At 73.1% G+C, this 15,294-nt stretch carries 13 protein-coding genes; 7 read left to right on the top strand and 6 right to left on the bottom strand.

Going from position 1 to position 15,294, the window contains the following annotated elements; translation table 11 throughout:
• Positions 1 to 23: 23 nt before the first annotated feature.
• Positions 24 to 845, bottom strand: a complete 822-nt coding sequence (locus tag FHX71_RS06090; protein ID WP_182614880.1) for a TspO-related membrane protein — start codon at positions 843 to 845, stop codon at positions 24 to 26.
• Between the two features lie 177 nt (positions 846 to 1,022).
• Between FHX71_RS06090 and FHX71_RS06085 the strand changes: the two genes are divergently transcribed.
• A complete protein-coding gene (locus FHX71_RS06085) occupies positions 1,023 to 2,456 on the top strand; it encodes an SDR family oxidoreductase (RefSeq protein ID WP_312876939.1) in 1,434 nt (477 codons plus the stop codon).
• The gene (locus tag FHX71_RS06080; RefSeq protein ID WP_182614879.1) at positions 2,453 to 3,139 is read left to right on the top strand and encodes a VOC family protein; all 687 of its coding nucleotides are present in this window, start codon (positions 2,453 to 2,455) and stop codon (positions 3,137 to 3,139) included. Before FHX71_RS06085 ends, FHX71_RS06080 begins: the two co-directional genes overlap by 4 nt.
• A 4-nt stretch (positions 3,140 to 3,143) precedes the next feature.
• Here the strand turns inward: FHX71_RS06080 and FHX71_RS06075 are convergent, their stop codons facing one another.
• Entirely contained in the window at positions 3,144 to 3,629 is a 486-nt protein-coding gene (locus FHX71_RS06075) for a hypothetical protein (RefSeq protein ID WP_182614878.1), read from the bottom strand.
• Positions 3,630 to 3,836: 207 nt separating this feature from the next.
• Between FHX71_RS06075 and FHX71_RS06070 the strand changes: the two genes are divergently transcribed.
• Positions 3,837 to 4,511 carry a PAS and ANTAR domain-containing protein gene (locus FHX71_RS06070; RefSeq protein ID WP_182614877.1) on the top strand — a complete coding sequence of 225 codons (675 nt, stop codon included), beginning with the start codon at positions 3,837 to 3,839 and terminating at the stop codon, positions 4,509 to 4,511.
• 1 nt (position 4,512) lies between these two features.
• Here the strand turns inward: FHX71_RS06070 and FHX71_RS06065 are convergent, their stop codons facing one another.
• On the bottom strand, positions 4,513 to 4,968 hold the full coding sequence (locus tag FHX71_RS06065) for a nitroreductase/quinone reductase family protein (protein WP_220489521.1): 456 nt from the start codon (positions 4,966 to 4,968) through the stop codon (positions 4,513 to 4,515).
• Positions 4,969 to 5,005: 37 nt separating this feature from the next.
• Positions 5,006 to 5,197: a hypothetical protein gene (locus FHX71_RS06060; protein ID WP_182614876.1), complete on the bottom strand. Its 192-nt coding sequence runs from the start codon at positions 5,195 to 5,197 to the stop codon at positions 5,006 to 5,008.
• A gap of 273 nt (positions 5,198 to 5,470) precedes the next feature.
• Between FHX71_RS06060 and FHX71_RS06055 the strand changes: the two genes are divergently transcribed.
• The gene (locus FHX71_RS06055; RefSeq protein ID WP_182614875.1) at positions 5,471 to 6,178 is read left to right on the top strand and encodes a PadR family transcriptional regulator; all 708 of its coding nucleotides are present in this window, start codon (positions 5,471 to 5,473) and stop codon (positions 6,176 to 6,178) included.
• Positions 6,179 to 6,273: 95 nt separating this feature from the next.
• Complete coding sequence (locus FHX71_RS06050) at positions 6,274 to 6,771, top strand: restriction endonuclease (RefSeq protein WP_182614874.1); 498 nt, start codon at positions 6,274 to 6,276, stop codon at positions 6,769 to 6,771.
• Positions 6,772 to 6,839: 68 nt separating this feature from the next.
• Here FHX71_RS06050 and FHX71_RS06045 read toward each other — a convergent pair whose 3' ends face one another.
• Complete coding sequence (locus FHX71_RS06045; RefSeq protein WP_182614873.1) at positions 6,840 to 9,320, bottom strand: glycoside hydrolase family 2 protein; 2,481 nt, start codon at positions 9,318 to 9,320, stop codon at positions 6,840 to 6,842.
• Between the two features lie 225 nt (positions 9,321 to 9,545).
• On the opposite strand from FHX71_RS06045, the gene FHX71_RS06040 reads away from it, so the two are divergent.
• Complete coding sequence (locus tag FHX71_RS06040; RefSeq protein WP_182614872.1) at positions 9,546 to 11,981, top strand: X2-like carbohydrate binding domain-containing protein; 2,436 nt, start codon at positions 9,546 to 9,548, stop codon at positions 11,979 to 11,981.
• Between the two features lie 57 nt (positions 11,982 to 12,038).
• Here FHX71_RS06040 and FHX71_RS06035 read toward each other — a convergent pair whose 3' ends face one another.
• Positions 12,039 to 14,219 carry an alpha-galactosidase gene (locus FHX71_RS06035; RefSeq protein WP_182614871.1) on the bottom strand — a complete coding sequence of 727 codons (2,181 nt, stop codon included), beginning with the start codon at positions 14,217 to 14,219 and terminating at the stop codon, positions 12,039 to 12,041.
• Between the two features lie 110 nt (positions 14,220 to 14,329).
• Here FHX71_RS06035 and FHX71_RS06030 point away from each other — a divergent pair, with 110 nt between their 5' ends.
• Positions 14,330 to 15,289, top strand: a complete 960-nt coding sequence (locus tag FHX71_RS06030; RefSeq protein ID WP_182614870.1) for a carbohydrate ABC transporter permease — start codon at positions 14,330 to 14,332, stop codon at positions 15,287 to 15,289.
• Positions 15,290 to 15,294: the final 5 nt, after the last annotated feature.

Below are 15,294 nucleotides of genomic sequence, written 5' to 3'. Positions count from 1 at the left end.
CCGTACCGCCCGTGCGGGAACCCTCAGGCAGAGGTTCCCGCACGGGCCACGGCGCGCACCCGCACGACGGCGGTCACGCCGAGCACGGCCACGGCGGCCGCGAGCGCCGCGGCGGCGGTCGGGGCGGAGTACGGGGTTCCGTCCCACCGCTCGACGGCGATCCAGGACAGGCCCCACGCGATGGCCAGGGCCACGGCGACGGGCCCGTTGCCCCGCACCGCCAGGACGACGCCGATCACGCCGACCACGGCGAGGACGCCGACGGCCCACCAGTCGGCGGCGAGCCCGGCGCCGTCGAACCCGGCGCTGGTCAGCGCCGCGGCGATGTTGGCGGCGGTGGCCACGCAGACCCAGCCGAGGTAGATGCCGAGCACGCCGTCGACCAGCACACGGTCCAGCCACCCGTGCGCGCTGGTGCGGAGCAGGATCAGGAAGACCCGGACGAGCAGCGTGAGCAGCGCCGCGATGACGAGCACGCTCACCCAGAGCAGCCCGGCCTGGACCACCAGGATCCACGCGGCGTTGAGCAGCATGGTGCCGGCGACCGGGAGCCGGAGGCGACGCTGCCGCGCCTGCGCCTCGGCCGTGGGGGCGGGGAACCACTGGAGCAGCGTGTACCCGGCGAGCCCCACGTAGACGACGGTCCACACGGAGAACGCGGCGGACGCCGGGGCGAGCAGCGTGGCGTCCGTGTCGAGCGCTCCCCCGGCCGCCGCGTTGACCGACGTGCCACCGAACACGCCCACGCCGATCATGGAACCGATGACACAGACCACGAAGCTGACGGTGACGACGATCTGCTGCAACCGGTCGTGCGATGTGTCGTGCGACGTGCCCTGTGCCATGGAGCCCTCCTCGATGGGCCGGGCGTCCCCCTGTACCTGCCCCAGCAGGCAACCGCCCGGCGAATATGCCTAGCCTATCTAGTAAATCGCTCGGCTTCCTGTTTTGCGGAAAGGTTGGTGTCGTCCCATGTCCTACGTCCTCGTGACCGGAGCAACCGGGTATATCGGGGGCGGCTCGTGCCCGAGCTGCTCGCCGCCGGGCACGACGTGCGCGTGCTCGCGCGCCACCCCGAACGGATCGCCTCGCGCGACTGGGCCGGCTCCGTCGAGGTGGTCGAGGGCGACGCCACCTCGCGCGACGACCTGCGCCGGGCGCTGGACGGCGTCGACGTCGCCTACTACCTGATCCACGCGCTCGGGGCCGGCGCCGGGTTCGCGGAGCGCGACCGCAGCACCGCCCGCGGCTTCGCCGTCGTCGCGCGGGAGCTCGACGTCGGCCGCGTGGTCTACCTGGGCGGCCTCTACCCCGAGGGCGAGCGGCTCTCGCCCCACCTGGAGTCCCGCCGCGAGGTCGAGGAGATCCTGCTCGACGGCGGCGCGCCGACCGTCGTGCTGCGCGCCGCCGTGATCCTGGGCTCCGGCAGCGCGTCGTTCGAGATGATGCGCTACCTCACCGAACGGCTGCCCGCGATGGTCGCGCCGCGCTGGATCAACAACCGCATCCAGCCCATCGCGGTGCGCGACGTGCTGCGCTACCTCGTCGGCGCCGCCGAGATCCCCGCGGACGTCAGCCGCGGCTTCGACATCGGCGGCCCCGAGGTGCTCACCTACCGCGAGATGATGCAGCGCTACGCCGCCGTCGCCGGGCTGCGCCCGCGGGTGATCCGCGCCGTCCCGGTCCTGACGCCGCGGCTGGCCAGCCTCTGGGTCGGCCTGGTGACGCCCGTGCCGCCGGGCATCGCGAAGCCCCTGGTGGGGTCGCTCGTGCACGAGGTCGTGGCCCAGGAGGACGACATCAAGCAGTACGTGCCCGACCCGCCCGAGGGACTGACCGGCTTCGACAAGGCGGTCGGCCTCGCGCTCGCCCGCATCCGGGACCTGGACGTGCGCACGAGCTGGCTGTCCGCCTCGGTGCCCGGCGCCCCCTCCGACCCGCTGCCCGACGACCCGGACTGGGCCGGCGGGAGCCTCCTGGTCGACGACCGGTCGAGCCGCGTGGACACCACGAGCGAGGCACTCTGGACCGTGATCGAGGGCATCGGCGGCGCGCACGGCTGGTACTCCTGGCGCCTGGGCTGGGTGGCGCGCGGCGCCATGGACCGCCTGTTCGGTGGGCCCGGGCTGCGCCGCGGACGACGGCACCCGCACAACCTCGCGCCCGGCGACGCGCTCGACTGGTGGCGGGTCGAGAAGATCGTCCCGGGCCGGCTGCTGCGGCTGCGCGCCGAGATGCGGCTGCCCGGCCTGGCCTGGCTGGAGCTGTCCGTCGAGGACGCCGACGCCGACCGGCCGACGTTCCGGCAGCGCGCCGTCTTCCTGCCGCACGGGCTGCCCGGGCAGCTCTACTGGTGGGCGATCAGCCCGTTCCACGGCATCGTGTTCGGCGGCATGCAGCGCAACATCGCCCAGGCGGCGGCCCACGCCGTCCACGAGGAGAGGACAACATCATGAGCGAGACGCAGGACGGCGCCGCCGGGATCTCGGCCGCACAGTTCCACCGCCACCCCGGCGTCGGCGACTGGCGCGTCAACGCATGGGGGCCGCAGGCCGTGTTCACGTCCGGCTCCCTGGCCGACGCCGCGCACCTCGTACCGGTGGTCGTCGCGCAGGCCGCGCACCTCGGCGTGCTGCCCGACGTCGACCTGCGGCCGGAGGCCGTCGTCGTCCGGGTGCCGTACCGCGGCGCGCACCACATCCAGGCTGGGGCGCCCGCGTTCGCCGCCGCCGTGTCCGCGGCCGCCGCCGAGCTGGGCCTCGTCCCCGACGTCTCGCTCGTGCAGAGCGTCGACCTCGCCGTCGCGCAGCACTCCGGCGCGGACGCGCGCCCCTTCTGGGCCGCGACACTGGGCTACGACGCCTCCGGCGACGTCGACGCCGTGGACCCGCTGCGCCGCGGACCCCAGCTCTCGTTCCAGACCCTGCGCGGGGACCTGCAGGGCCGGGGCCGCACCCACGTCGACGTCTCCGTGCCCGCCGACCAGGCCCGCGCCCGCGTCGACGCCGCGCTCGCGGCGGGCGGGCGGCTCGTGGACGACTCCCGCGCCCCGGCGTGGTGGACCCTGGCCTCCCCCGACAACCACGGGGTGGACGTCGCCGCCTGGACCGACACCTACGACACCGAGACGTACGAGTAGCCGGTCACGACGCCGAGGGCGTCCGCGGACGCGGCTCGTCGCGGCCGGCCCCCGGGTCCGCGCGCGAGCGCCGCCGTCGGCCGCCGAGCCGCGACGTGCCGTTGGGCACCGCGGCGTCCCACGCCCGCGAGATGCCGAGGTGGCGCAGGTGGCCGTCGGTCACGGTCAGACCATCGGGCCCGATCCAGTGCTCGACGCCGAAGCGCTCGTCGGTCGCGGCGTCCCAGCGCCGCATGAACGGCGTGCCGTTGTCGGTGATCACGACCGACCCGTAGGTGGTGGGAAGCGGCTCGGCGGGCAGGTGGATCACCGTGTAGACGCCCGCGAGGTCGGAGGGGCCCACGGAGGACACGCTGTACCAGTTGCCGTCCCGGTCCCGCTGGATCGCGTACCCGCTCGCGTCCAGGGCGACGCTGAGGTGCGGCAGGTCGGCCTCGAGGAGCTCCTGGCTGTTCTGGTACACGGTGCCGACCTGGGCTGCCTGGGTCATCGCGCGCGTCTCCTTGCCGTCGGGTCGGGGATATTCACCCATCCAAGCGGATAAGTCGCGATTTGGCTGGTGTAGTGGCGATATCCGGGGCACAAAGTGCCGTGAGATCGCCCACGCCCGGCAAGTTGTGGCACGTTCCTGGCTCTTGGGCCACACAGGGTGCACAGTGGGAGGTGAAAAGCACCGACGTCCATCGACGGGACACGCGTGAACGACTCAGAGCCTTCGGCCGCGGCGGTCGAGGCGGCGCTCGCGCCCGGACACCGCGCGCCCGTCGGCCGCTACCGGCTCGACCTGGTCACCGGGCGGTGGGCCTGGTCGGACGAGATCTTCGAGATGCACGGGTTCCGTCCGGGCGAGGTGGTGCCCACCACGGAGCTCGTGCTCGCCCACAAGCATCCCGAAGACCGGGAGCGCGTGGACCACGTGCTGCGCAACGCCGCCGCCACGGGCCAGCCGTTCAGCTCGCTGCACCGCATCGTCGACGCGCAGGGCCGCACCAGGACGCTCGCCGTCACCGGCCAGTCCCGGCGCGACCCCGACTCGGGCTCGATCACGGAGCTCTACGGCTACTTCATCGACGTGACCAAGGCCGACCGGGAGCAGGCCCAGCGCGAGGCGACGGCCTCCATCCGCGCGTCGGCGGAGAGCCGGGCGTCGATCGAGCAGGCCAAGGGCGTGGTCATGGTGACGTACGGGGCAAGCGAGGAGGAGGCCCTCCAGCGTCTGCGGACGGCGTCCAACGAGCGCAACGTCGCGCTGCGGGACCTGGCCGCCGGGCTCGTCGAGTGGTTCGCCGAACCGGGGACGACCCGGTTCCCGGGCGCCGACGAGATGACCGAGTTCCTCGCCGGGCCCGGCGACCAGGCCGCCGACCGGTAGGTCAGGCGATCAGGCGGAAGATCGGGAAGGCCCGCCCCTCGGCCGTCTTCTCGTAGCCGGCGAAGCCGCTCGAGAACTCCTTGAAGCGCGCCCACATCGCGTCGCGCTCGTCGCCCGTGACCTCCTCGACCTTGACGCGCAGCGTCTCGACGGGCTCGCCGGGGACCTCGATGTCGACCTCCTCGACCCGCCGCAGGCCGAAGACCCAGGCCGGGTGCTTTGGCGAGCCGCCGGCGCTGCCGACGATGTAGCGGACGTCGTCGTCCTGGATGGCGGCCAGCGGCGCGATCCGCAGGCTGCCGTCATTGCGGGGCACGTGCACGAGCACGAGCTTCTTGCCGAACTGCACGGGCTCGTTGACCTCGCCGCCGTTGGCGCGGAAGGTGTCGACGATCTGTTGGTTGAAGTCCATGCCCGGGGCAACGCGGGCGGGGCGGGCGGCATTCCGCGAGGTCACGCCACCGCGCCCGGCCCGGGTCACCCGCCCGGGCGGCTCATCCGGCGTCGAACCGGTCCTCACCCTCCAGGTCCGGGTTGTCCTCCGGGTCCTCCCCCGGGAGCTCCATGCCCGCGGCCTCCGCCGAGTCCTTCTTCAGGCGGTCGGCGTCCTCCTTCGACACCTCGGTCTCGTCCCGCCGGGACCCGGCGTCGTCCTTCGGGGCCATGTGCCTGCCGTGCTCGCTCATGCCGGCTCCTTCCAGTGCGGGTTCAGCCAGGCACGACGTGCCCGCCGGCTTTCGACGCTACGACGGCGACCACCCACTCGCACCCACGGTTCCGCCCCGCCGAGAACCTGGGGGTTGCGTAACGATATATCTTTGATCTATCTTTAGAGCGTCGGTCGAGCAGCATCCGCTCCCGATCGGCGGGATCGACGAGACGCCGTAGTGCGCGACAGCGCACCGCCTCGCCCCGCAGCGACACCAGAACACGACACCAGAACTCGTAGGAGACACACCATGCGTACCCATGACGACAACCCCCAGACCCCCCGCTCCTCCGGCCGACGTGGTGGCCGCGGCCGCCGCGGCTTCCTGCCGTCGTTCGACGGCCCGATGTTCGGCCCCGTCTACGGCCCCGCGTTCGCGATGGCCGGCGGCCCGGGCGGCTTCGGCCCCGGCGGCTTCGGTCCCGGCGGTCCCGGAGGCTTCGGCCCGCGCGGACCGCGCGGCGGCCACCACGAGGGCGGACGGCGGGGCCCCCGCGGCCCGCGCCGCGCCGGGCGCGGCGAGATCCGCGCCGCGATCCTGCTGCTCCTGGCGGAGCAGCCCATGCACGGCTACCAGATCATCGGCGAGCTCGCGGACCGGACCGACGGCCGCTGGCGCCCCAGCGCCGGCGCGGTCTACCCGGCGCTCTCCCTGCTCGCCGACGAGGGCCTCGTGGCCATCGGCGAGGAGGGCGGCCGCAAGCTCGCCACGCTGACCGACGAGGGCACCGCCTACGTCGAGCAGCACAAGGACGAGCTCGGCACACCCTGGGAGCAGGTGGGGCACGGCCACGGCCGCGAGCTGCGGCACGAGCTGCGCGCGCTGGCCGACGCCGTCGAGCAGGTCGCCCGCACCGGGACCCCCGAGCAGGTGGCCAGTGTGACCACACTGCTCGACAAGGCCCGCCGCGAGGTCTACCTGACCCTCGCCGGGGAAGCGCCCGACAAGGACCGCTGACCCCCACCCCATCGACCGCCACGGGCGGCGTCGCGAGAGATCGCGGCGCCGCCCGTCCTCGTGCGGCGGGGCACCTCTCTTGACAGGATGACCGCATGACCGCACTCGAGGACCTGCTCGACGACTACGTGTTCCGGCCGGAACCGGAACGGGACACGAAGTTCGAGGAGCTGATGAAGGCCTTCCTGCGGGCTGACGAAGAATGGGCGGCGACGTTCGACACGGTGTGGTCGTGGGGCGAGTGGCCCGAGCGCGAGGGCCCGGGCAACGGGATCGACCTCGTCGCACGCGAGCAGGGGACGGAGCGCCTGGCGGCCGTGCACTGCGCATTCCACGATCCGGCCGAGTCCCTGACCGAGGCGGATGTCGCCGCCTTCCTGTCGGCCTCGGACAAGGCCCCGTTCACGACCCGGCTCGTGGTCGCGACGACCGACAAGTGGGACAAGGACCTGGAGGATCTTGTCCGGGCCGAGAAGGTGCCCGTCGGTCGGATCGGGCTGACACGGATGCTGGACTCGTCGGTCGACTGGACCCCGTTCGGACCGAGGACCATGGCGACCACCGGTCGCGCCTCCCGCACCGCGCTCCACTGACCCCCTCCTCACGTGTCAGACGCACAGGTCCCTCGAGGGACCTGTGCGTCTGACACGTTCGGGCGGGGTCAGGTGAGCAGGTCGGCCGCGTGGCGGAGGACCGGGGCCGCGAGCGTCCCGGCGAGCACCCCTACCCCCGTGACCCGGAACGTGGCCGACTCCCCCGGGAGCAGCGTGACCAGCGCCTCGTCCACCGCGGCGCCGGCGCCGAGCCGGTCGGCGTGCAGGGTCAGGTCCCGGACGAACGTGTCGGTGGTGACCGTGACCTCGACGTCGCCGCCGTCGACCGGCACCGCCTTGACCTCCAGCCGCGGGCGCGGGTAGGCGAGCTCGCGGTCCACCGCGAAGTACCGGAACGCCCGGGCCGCGCCGTCGACGTCGGCCACCAGGACCTCCGCGGCGGCGTCGCCCGGTGCGGACAGCGCCGGGTCGAGCGTCAGGGTCTGGCCCGCCACGGGGCCGACGGCGAACGTGACCGGCTGCTCGGCCAGCACCCGGCCGTCGAGGCCCACCCGGCGGACAATCGCCGAGCCAGCCCACTCCTCGTGGCCGTCATTGACCAGCACGAGCGCGAGCTCGCCGTCGCGCGGCTGGATCGTCGCGAGCCGCGGCGCGAAGGCCGCGCGCACCGCGAACCAGGCGGGCCGACGGCGCCCGGCGGAATCCACCACGGCCCAGGACGCGACCGGCCAGCAGTCGTTGAGCTGCCACACGATGGAGCCCATGTTCAGCGGCCGCAGCGAGCGGAAGTGCTCGATCGCGAACGTCAGGGCGCGCGCCTGGTTGAGCTGCATCGCCCAGTGCCAGTCGGCCATGTCCGCGGGCTCGTCGAAGTACGGCGCGAGGCCGCGCGCCAGCTTGAGCGAGCCGTCGACCGCCTTCTGGTGGTGCAGCACGCCCGGGGAGTCCGGCAGCAGGGGGTCGTCGTGCACGGCATCGGTCAGGGTGCGCCAGGCGGGCGGACCCTGCCAGCCGAACTCCGAGACGAACCGCGGCCGGTCGTCGGCGAAGACCTGGTAGCCCTGCTCGTTCCAGCCGTCCCACAGGTGCACCACGCCGCGCGAGCGGTCGTTCGAGTACACCTCGGGGGTGCCGGAGTACGGGCTGCCGGGCCAGTAGAAGGCGTGCGGGCTGACGTCGGCGACCACCCGCGGCAGCACGTCCAGGTAGTAGCGCTCGCCCCACGGCTGGTCGCCGAGGCGCTCCTTCCAGCCCCAGTCGTCCCAGCCGAGCCAGTTCTCGTTGTTGCCGTTCCAGATCGCCAGCGAGGGGTGCGACATCAGGCGGACGACGTTCTCGCGCGCCTCCGCCTCGACCTCCTGAAGCATCCACTCGTGCTCCGGGTACAGCGCGCACGCGAAGGCGAAGTCCTGCCAGACCAGGAAGCCGAGCTCGTCGCACTGCGCGTAGAAGTCGTCCGACTCGTAGAGGCCGCCGCCCCACACGCGCAGGATGTTGGCGTTCGCCTCGGCGGCGTCGCACAGCCGGGCGGCGACGTCGTCGTGCGTCACGCGGTGCGGGAAGCAGTCGTCGGGGATCCAGTTGAAGCCGAGTGCGGCGACGGGGCGCCCGTTGACGACGAAGGCGAACGACTCGCCGTCGGCGTCGGCCTCGCGGCGCACCTCGACGGAGCGGAAGCCGACGCGCCGGTCGTCGCGGTCGAGCGGCTCACCCGTCTCGTGGTCGAGCAGCTCGACCTCCAGGTCGTGCAGCGGCTGCGCCCCGGAGCCGCGCGGCCACCACAGGTCGGCGTCCGCGACGGGCACCTCGACCACGACCTGCGCCGAGGTCTCCGCCGCGGGCACGACGACGCTCGCCGTGGCGCCGGCGACCCGGACGACGAGCTCGGCGTCGTGCGCCGTCGACGTGCGCTCCAGCTCCACGCCCACCTCGACGACGCCGCGCCAGCCGGCGCCGTCGTGCCCGCCGCCCCGCTCGGCCCGTACCTCGACGCGGGTCTCGGCGAGGCGCGCGACCGACCAGGACTCGATGCGCACGGGGCGCCAGATACCGGCGGTGACCAGCGTGGGGCCCCAGTCCCAGCCGAAGTTGCAGGCCATCTTGCGGATGTGGGCCGACGGCGAGTCGAACGCGCGCCGCGCCTCGTCGTCCAGCGCGTCGAAGGGGCCCCAGGGCGAGTCGAACACGACGGCGACGTGCGCTGCGTCCACAGAGTCCAGCGGCACCCGGTAGGACCGGAACATGTTCCGGGTCCGCAGCCGCTCGACGCCGTCCACAGACACCGTGGCGAGCGTGTCGAGCCCGTCGAGCACCAGGTCGGTGCGCTCGGCGTCGGCCTCCCCGGGCGCCCCCGGAGCGGGCAGCGTCGTCTCGTACCGCCACCGCGAGCGCCCGATCCACGGGGTGAGCAGCTCGTTGCGGTCGAGGTACGGGTCGTCGATGAGGCCGGCGGCGAGCAGGTCGGTGTGGACGGTGCCGGGCACCGTCGCGGCGACGGGCAGGCCGGCAAGGACCGCCTGGTCGGCGTCGGGTCCGGGGGTGTCGAGGTGCAGGGTCCAGGGACCGGGCGCGGCGGTGCGCGTGAGCATGGGGGCCACCAGGGGGTGTCGGAGCGGGCGGTGCGGGACGAGCGTTCCAGGACTTTCTTTCCGTTGTCAAGCAAGTCCGCGCCAGCCCTTGCGCCGGAGGTTGGTCGTGTGGTTATTTGAGCGCGTCAAAAAAGGACGTATCGCCCCCGGGCCACGTCCCGCGCGCTGGAACAGTGCCGTTCCGCACGTCTCCACTGCGCGTCCTCGACCCAAGGATGGAGACCCATGACCCGCTCTCGACGCCTGCTGCGGCAGGCGCTGTGCGGCCTCGCCGCCGCGAGCCTCGTGCTCGCCGGGGCCGCCCCGGCAAGCGGCACCGCGGCCGCCGACCCGGCCCCGACTCCCCCGGCCCCGATCCCCCGGGTCGAGCCCGGCGACCTCGCCACGGCGCCGTACATGGGCTGGAGCAGCTTCAGCATGCAGGTCTACAGCGGCGACGGGCGGTGGATCACCGCCGACCAGCTCACCGCCCAGTCGGACGCCATGCACACCAAGCTGCAGCGCTACGGCTACGACCGCATCAACGTGGACGCGGGCTGGAACGACGGCTTCGACGACCACGGCCGCCCGGTCCCGAGCACGACCCTGTACCCCGACGGGCTCCAGGCCGTCATCGACCACGTGCACGACAACGGCCAGAAGTTCGGCCTGTACTTCATCCCGGGCATCGGGCCGGAGGTCTACGAGGCCGACCTGCCCATCTGGGACGCCCCCGGGTGCAGCACCGGAGACATCGTCAAGCAGCCGCTCACCAAGGCCGACTACTGGGGCATCGGCTGGGCGCTCGACTTCGACAACCCGTGCACGACCAAGTACATCGACTCGATCGGCGCCCTGCTGGGCGACTGGGGCGTCGACTTCGTCAAGTTCGACAGCGTGACCCCCGGCTCGGGCATCAGCGACCTGTCGCTCGACGCCCGCCGCGACGTCGCCGCCTGGTCGGACGCGCTGCACAGCCGCGACATCTGGTTCGAGCTCTCCTGGGCGCTCGACCCTGCCTACGCCGACTACTGGCGCGAGCAGGCCGACGGCTTCCGGGTCGACTGGGACGTCGAGTGCTACTGCGAGAACGAGGCCCTGACCACCTGGCCGAACATCGCGCGCCTGTTCCCCAAGGCGGAGCAGTGGTGGCGGCACACGGGCCCGGGCGGGTTCGGCGACCTCGACTCGCTGAACGTCGGCAACGGCCGGATGGACGGCCTGACGCAGGACGAGCGCCGCACGGCCACCAGCCTCTGGGCCATCTCCGCGGCCCCGATGTACACGGGCAACGACCTGACCCGGCTCGACACGTTCGGCCTGAACCTGCTCACCAACGAGGAGGTCATCGCGATCAACCAGGCCGCGATCCCGGCGCACCCGGTCTCGACGTCGGGCAAGCGGCAGGTCTGGTACTCGCTGCAGGACGACGGCAGCTACGTGCTCGGGCTGTTCAACCTCGGCTCGACGGACGCCGACGTGACCGCGACCTGGGCGGACCTGGGCCTGAGCGACGGCAGGCACAAGGTGCGCGACGTCTGGGCCAAGAAGAACCTCGGCGCGTTCACCGGCGGCTTCACGGCCACCGACGTGCCGCCGCACGGCGTCCGCCTGCTGCGGGTCACGCCCGCCGCGAGCGCGGCGTCGACCGTGAACGACGACGTGCTCCAGGTGGGCTACGGCGGCGACTGGGCGCGCAACGGCAACCAGGAGGTCGCGGCAACGTCGCAGGACCTCGCGGTCACCGTCGTGGCGGACGGCGACGAGCCGCCCGCGCCGGGCGACACGGACCAGAGGGTTATCGAGCTGAACGACGACGCGTCCGACATCGCCTACTCCGGGAGCTGGAGCCACAGCACCGGGCGCAGCCTGGGCGACCACGAGGACGACGTGCACTGGACCGAGAAGGACGGCGACGCCTTCGAGCTGACGTTCCGCGGCACCGGCGTGACCTATGTGACCGAGCGCGACGAGTCGCAGGGCGAGGTGGCGGTCCACCTGGACGGCGAGCTCGTCGAGACGGTCGACGTGTCGCTGCCGGCGGGGACGCCGCGCGAGAGCCAGCAGGCGGTGTGGACGACGTCGGGCCTGGAGGACGGCGAGCACACGCTGCGGATCGAGAAGAAGGGCGGGCGGTTCATGCTGCTCGACCGGATCGACGTCGAGCAGGAGAACCTGGTGACGCCGAACGCGATCGCCGTGCCCGACGCGCAGGCGGAGGCGACCCGGATCGAGCTGGCCCGCGACCCGGGCGAGCTGGTCGACGTGCGGCACGGCGACACCGTGCTGCGGAAGGGCACCGACTGGACCGCGGACGGTCAGGCGGTCGTGCTGTCGGGGGACTTCCTGACGGCGCTGCCCGCGGGCGACACGGCGCTGACCTTCGCCTTCCGCGGTGACGGCGCCGACGACGTGCACACGGCGACCGGCGAGGCGTGGACCGACCTCACGTTCACCGGCACGGGCGTCACGTGGGTTGCGCCGACGGCGCCCGACCAGGGGCCCGTGCACGTCTACGTCGACGGGGTGCTCAAGAAGACGGTCGACACGGCCACCGCGGCCCGCCGCACGCAGCAGGAGCTGTACTCCGTGTCCGACCTCAAGCGGGGCAGCCACCGCATCGTGGTGGTGAACGGCTCGGACGCGCCGGTCCGGAGCGACGGGTTCAGGTTCACGCGCTGACCCCACCCCACATGTCAGACGCTCAGGCCCCTCGGGGGACCTGAGCGTCTGACACGGTCACGCCGCCGTCAGTTCCAGCACCAGGCCCGACGCCGGCTGCAGCACCGGCAGCGTCACCCCGGCCGAGGCCAGGACGGCGCCCGGCACCCGGAAGCCCTCGCTGCTGCGGGCCCGCTCCATCCAGGCGGGCTCGCGCCCGTGCACGGCGATGGGGCCGAACGCGTCCGGCAGGCGCACCACGTAGTCGCGGTCCCGGTCGAGGCCCGGGAACGGCACCCGCGCCACCTGCGGCCCGGCGGAGCTGGCCAGCCGCACCCACGCGAACAGCGCGTGCGTGCGGTCCTGGGACACGGTCCCGTGCAGCAGCGTCTGCTCGTCGGCGAGGTCGGCGTGCACGCGCACTCCCCCGTGCAGCAGGCCCCGCCGCGAGGTGACGAACGCGGCCCACTCGCTGAGCCGCACCATCTCGTCCTCGGTGCAGCCCGTGATGTCCCACTCGATCCCCGGCGCGGCGAACGCCGTCGTCACCAGCCGGAACGACAGGTCCGTGACGCGGTGCGTGGTGTGCGACCGCGCCGCGCCGACGTGCGAGCCGAGCAGCTCCGGCGGCAGCAGCACCTCCGTCCAGCGCTGGATCTGCTGGCGCTCCACGGGGTCGTTGCAGTCCGAGGCCCACACCCGGTCGGTGTGGTCCAGGATGCCGAGGTCCACGCGGCCGCCGCCCGCCGCGCAGCTCTCGATCTCCAGCGCCGGGTGCCGCTCGCGCAGCTCGTCGAGCAGGGCGTACAGCGCCAGCGTCTGCCGTCGCACCCCCGGCCGGTCCCCGGCGCCGTCGCGCACCACCGCCTCGAGCAGGTCCCGGTTGTGGTCCCACTTGATGTAGTCGACGCCGTAGCGCTCCACCACCGCCGAGATCGCGTCCAGCAGGTACGCGTACGCCCCGGGGTGCGCGACGTCGAGCACGTACTGGTTGCGGAAGCTCGTCCCCACCCCGGCCGACGGCGCCAGCAGCCACTCGGGGTGCTCGCGGGCCAGGTCGGAGTCGAGGCTGACCATCTCGGGCTCGAACCACAGCCCGAACTCCATGCCAGCCTGCCGCACCCGGTTGACGAACGGGTCCAGCCCGTCGGGCCACACGGCCGCCTCGACCTGCCAGTCGCCCAGGCCCGCCGTGTCGTCGCGGCGGCCCCGGAACCAGCCGTCGTCGAGCACGATGCGCTCCACGCCGATCCGGGCGGCGCGGTCCACGAGCTCGCCCAGCCGGGCGAGGTCGTGGTCGAAGTAGACGGCCTCCCACGTGTTCAGCACCAGTGGCTGCGGCCCGGTGCGGGGACGGCGCGCGCGGGTGCGGCGGTGGAACCGGTCGGCGATGCCGTCCAGCCCGGCGTCCGACCACGCGAACAGCACGTCGGGCGCCGTGTAGCTCTCCCTCGCGGCCAGCCGCACCTCGCCGGAGCGCAGCAGCTCGCCGCCGCCGAGCACGGCCGCGTGCGCGCCGGCGCCCTCGTGCAGGCGCTGGGCGATCCAGCGCTGGTCGCCGCTCCAGGCCACGTGGGCCGCCCACACCTCGCCGGACCGGTTGCCGAAGCCCGGCGTGCCGACGGCGAGCAGGTACGGCGAGTCCACCCCCGGCTTGCCCCGGCGCACCTCGCGCACGTGCGCGCCGTCGACCAGCGGCAGGCGCTGCGGCTGCCGCTCCCGGCTCCACCGCCCGCTGAAGTCGAGCACCTCGACCGCGCGGGCCGGCAGCGGCAGCAGCGCCGTGACGTGCGACAGGTCGTAGACCTCGCCCGCCGCTTCACCCGCCGTCACGGTCCACCGCACGCGCAGGACGCCCGTGGCCTCCAGCTCCACCTCGGCCGCCAGCGCGAGGTCGGCGACCGGTTCACGCAGGTTCAGGCGCACGACGCCGCCGACGCCGCCGTCCGGCACCACCACGCTCGCTTCGACGAGCTCCGGGCGCGGCGTCGTCGCCGTGCCGCCGCGGTGGCCCTCGATGCCCGGCAGGCCCGACCAGGCGTCCCGCTCGACGGGCAGCAGCGTGAGCGCCCGGGGCGTCTCCGGCGAGTTGGCGACCCGCGCGGTCACCCCGGTCGCGCGCAGCGCGCCGACGCCCTCGGGGCCGAGCTCGCCGAGGTCCTCACCCCAGTGCAGCACCTGGGGCACCGCCCCCACGAGATCGAGCACGAGCGACACTCCGGCCGCGCGCAGCACGGCGTATTCCTCACCAGCAGACATCTTCACCACCCCGACTAGACTTTCTTGACAGCGGAAACTTAGTCGCCCTACGCTTTCGGCGGCAAGCGAGGTGCCTACCTCCTGCCGCTCGACGACGAGGGATGAGGCCGATGGCGATCTCCACCACCACCCCGGCGCGCGCACCGCGTGCGGCCGGGAGCGACCGTACGACAGGGCCGGTGCGGCGCGCCGGATCGCCCGCCCACCGCGGCGACGCGCGGCTGGCCTGGGTCCTCGTCGCGCCGGCGATCGTCGGCTTCCTCGTGTTCGCGGCCTACCCCACGCTGCGCGGCATCTACCTGAGCTTCACCGACTTCCGGGTGCTCACCCCGCCGCAGTGGACCGGCCTGGACAACCTGAGGCGGCTGGTCGCCGACGAGGTGTTCTGGCACTCCCTCGGCGTGACGGCGTACTTCGTGCTGCTGTCGGTCGTGATCGGCATGGCCCTGTCGGTCGCGACGGCCGTGGTGCTGCACCGGCTGACGGCGTCGACCGCGCTGCGCGGCATCATCATCCTCCCGTTCCTCATCTCCGGGGTCGTCGCGGCCACCACGTGGTCGTGGATGCTCGACGCCCAGCTCGGCATCGTGAACATCGCGATCCGCCAGCTCGGCCTCGACCCCGTGTTCTTCCTGGGCTCCAGCAAGTGGGCCATTCCCACCATCGCGCTGATCAGCGTCTGGAAGGGCATGGGATACAACGCGATCATCGTGTTCGCGGGCCTGCAGACCATCCCGCCGACCATCTACGAGGCCGGCCGGATCGACGGCGCCAACGAGATCCAGATGTTCCGCCGTCTCACGCTCCCCCTGCTGCGGCCCGTGCTGGCGATGGTGCTGGTGCTGACGGTGATCGGCTCGTTCCAGGTGTTCGACCTCGTGGCCGTGACCACGCAAGGCGGCCCGGCCCGGGCGTCGAACGTGCTCCAGCTCTACATCTACGACAAGGCGTTCGGCCAGTTCGAGTTCGGCTACGCCGCGACGATGTCGCTCGCCCTGTTCGCGATGCTCATCGCCATCACCTTCCTGCAGATGCGCCTGCTGCGCGCCGACGAGTCCGACACGAACTGAGGAAC

The organism is Promicromonospora sukumoe (genome assembly GCF_014137995.1).
Lineage (GTDB): Bacteria > Actinomycetota > Actinomycetes > Actinomycetales > Cellulomonadaceae > Promicromonospora > Promicromonospora sukumoe.
This window is presented reverse-complemented; position numbering and strand designations above follow the sequence as displayed.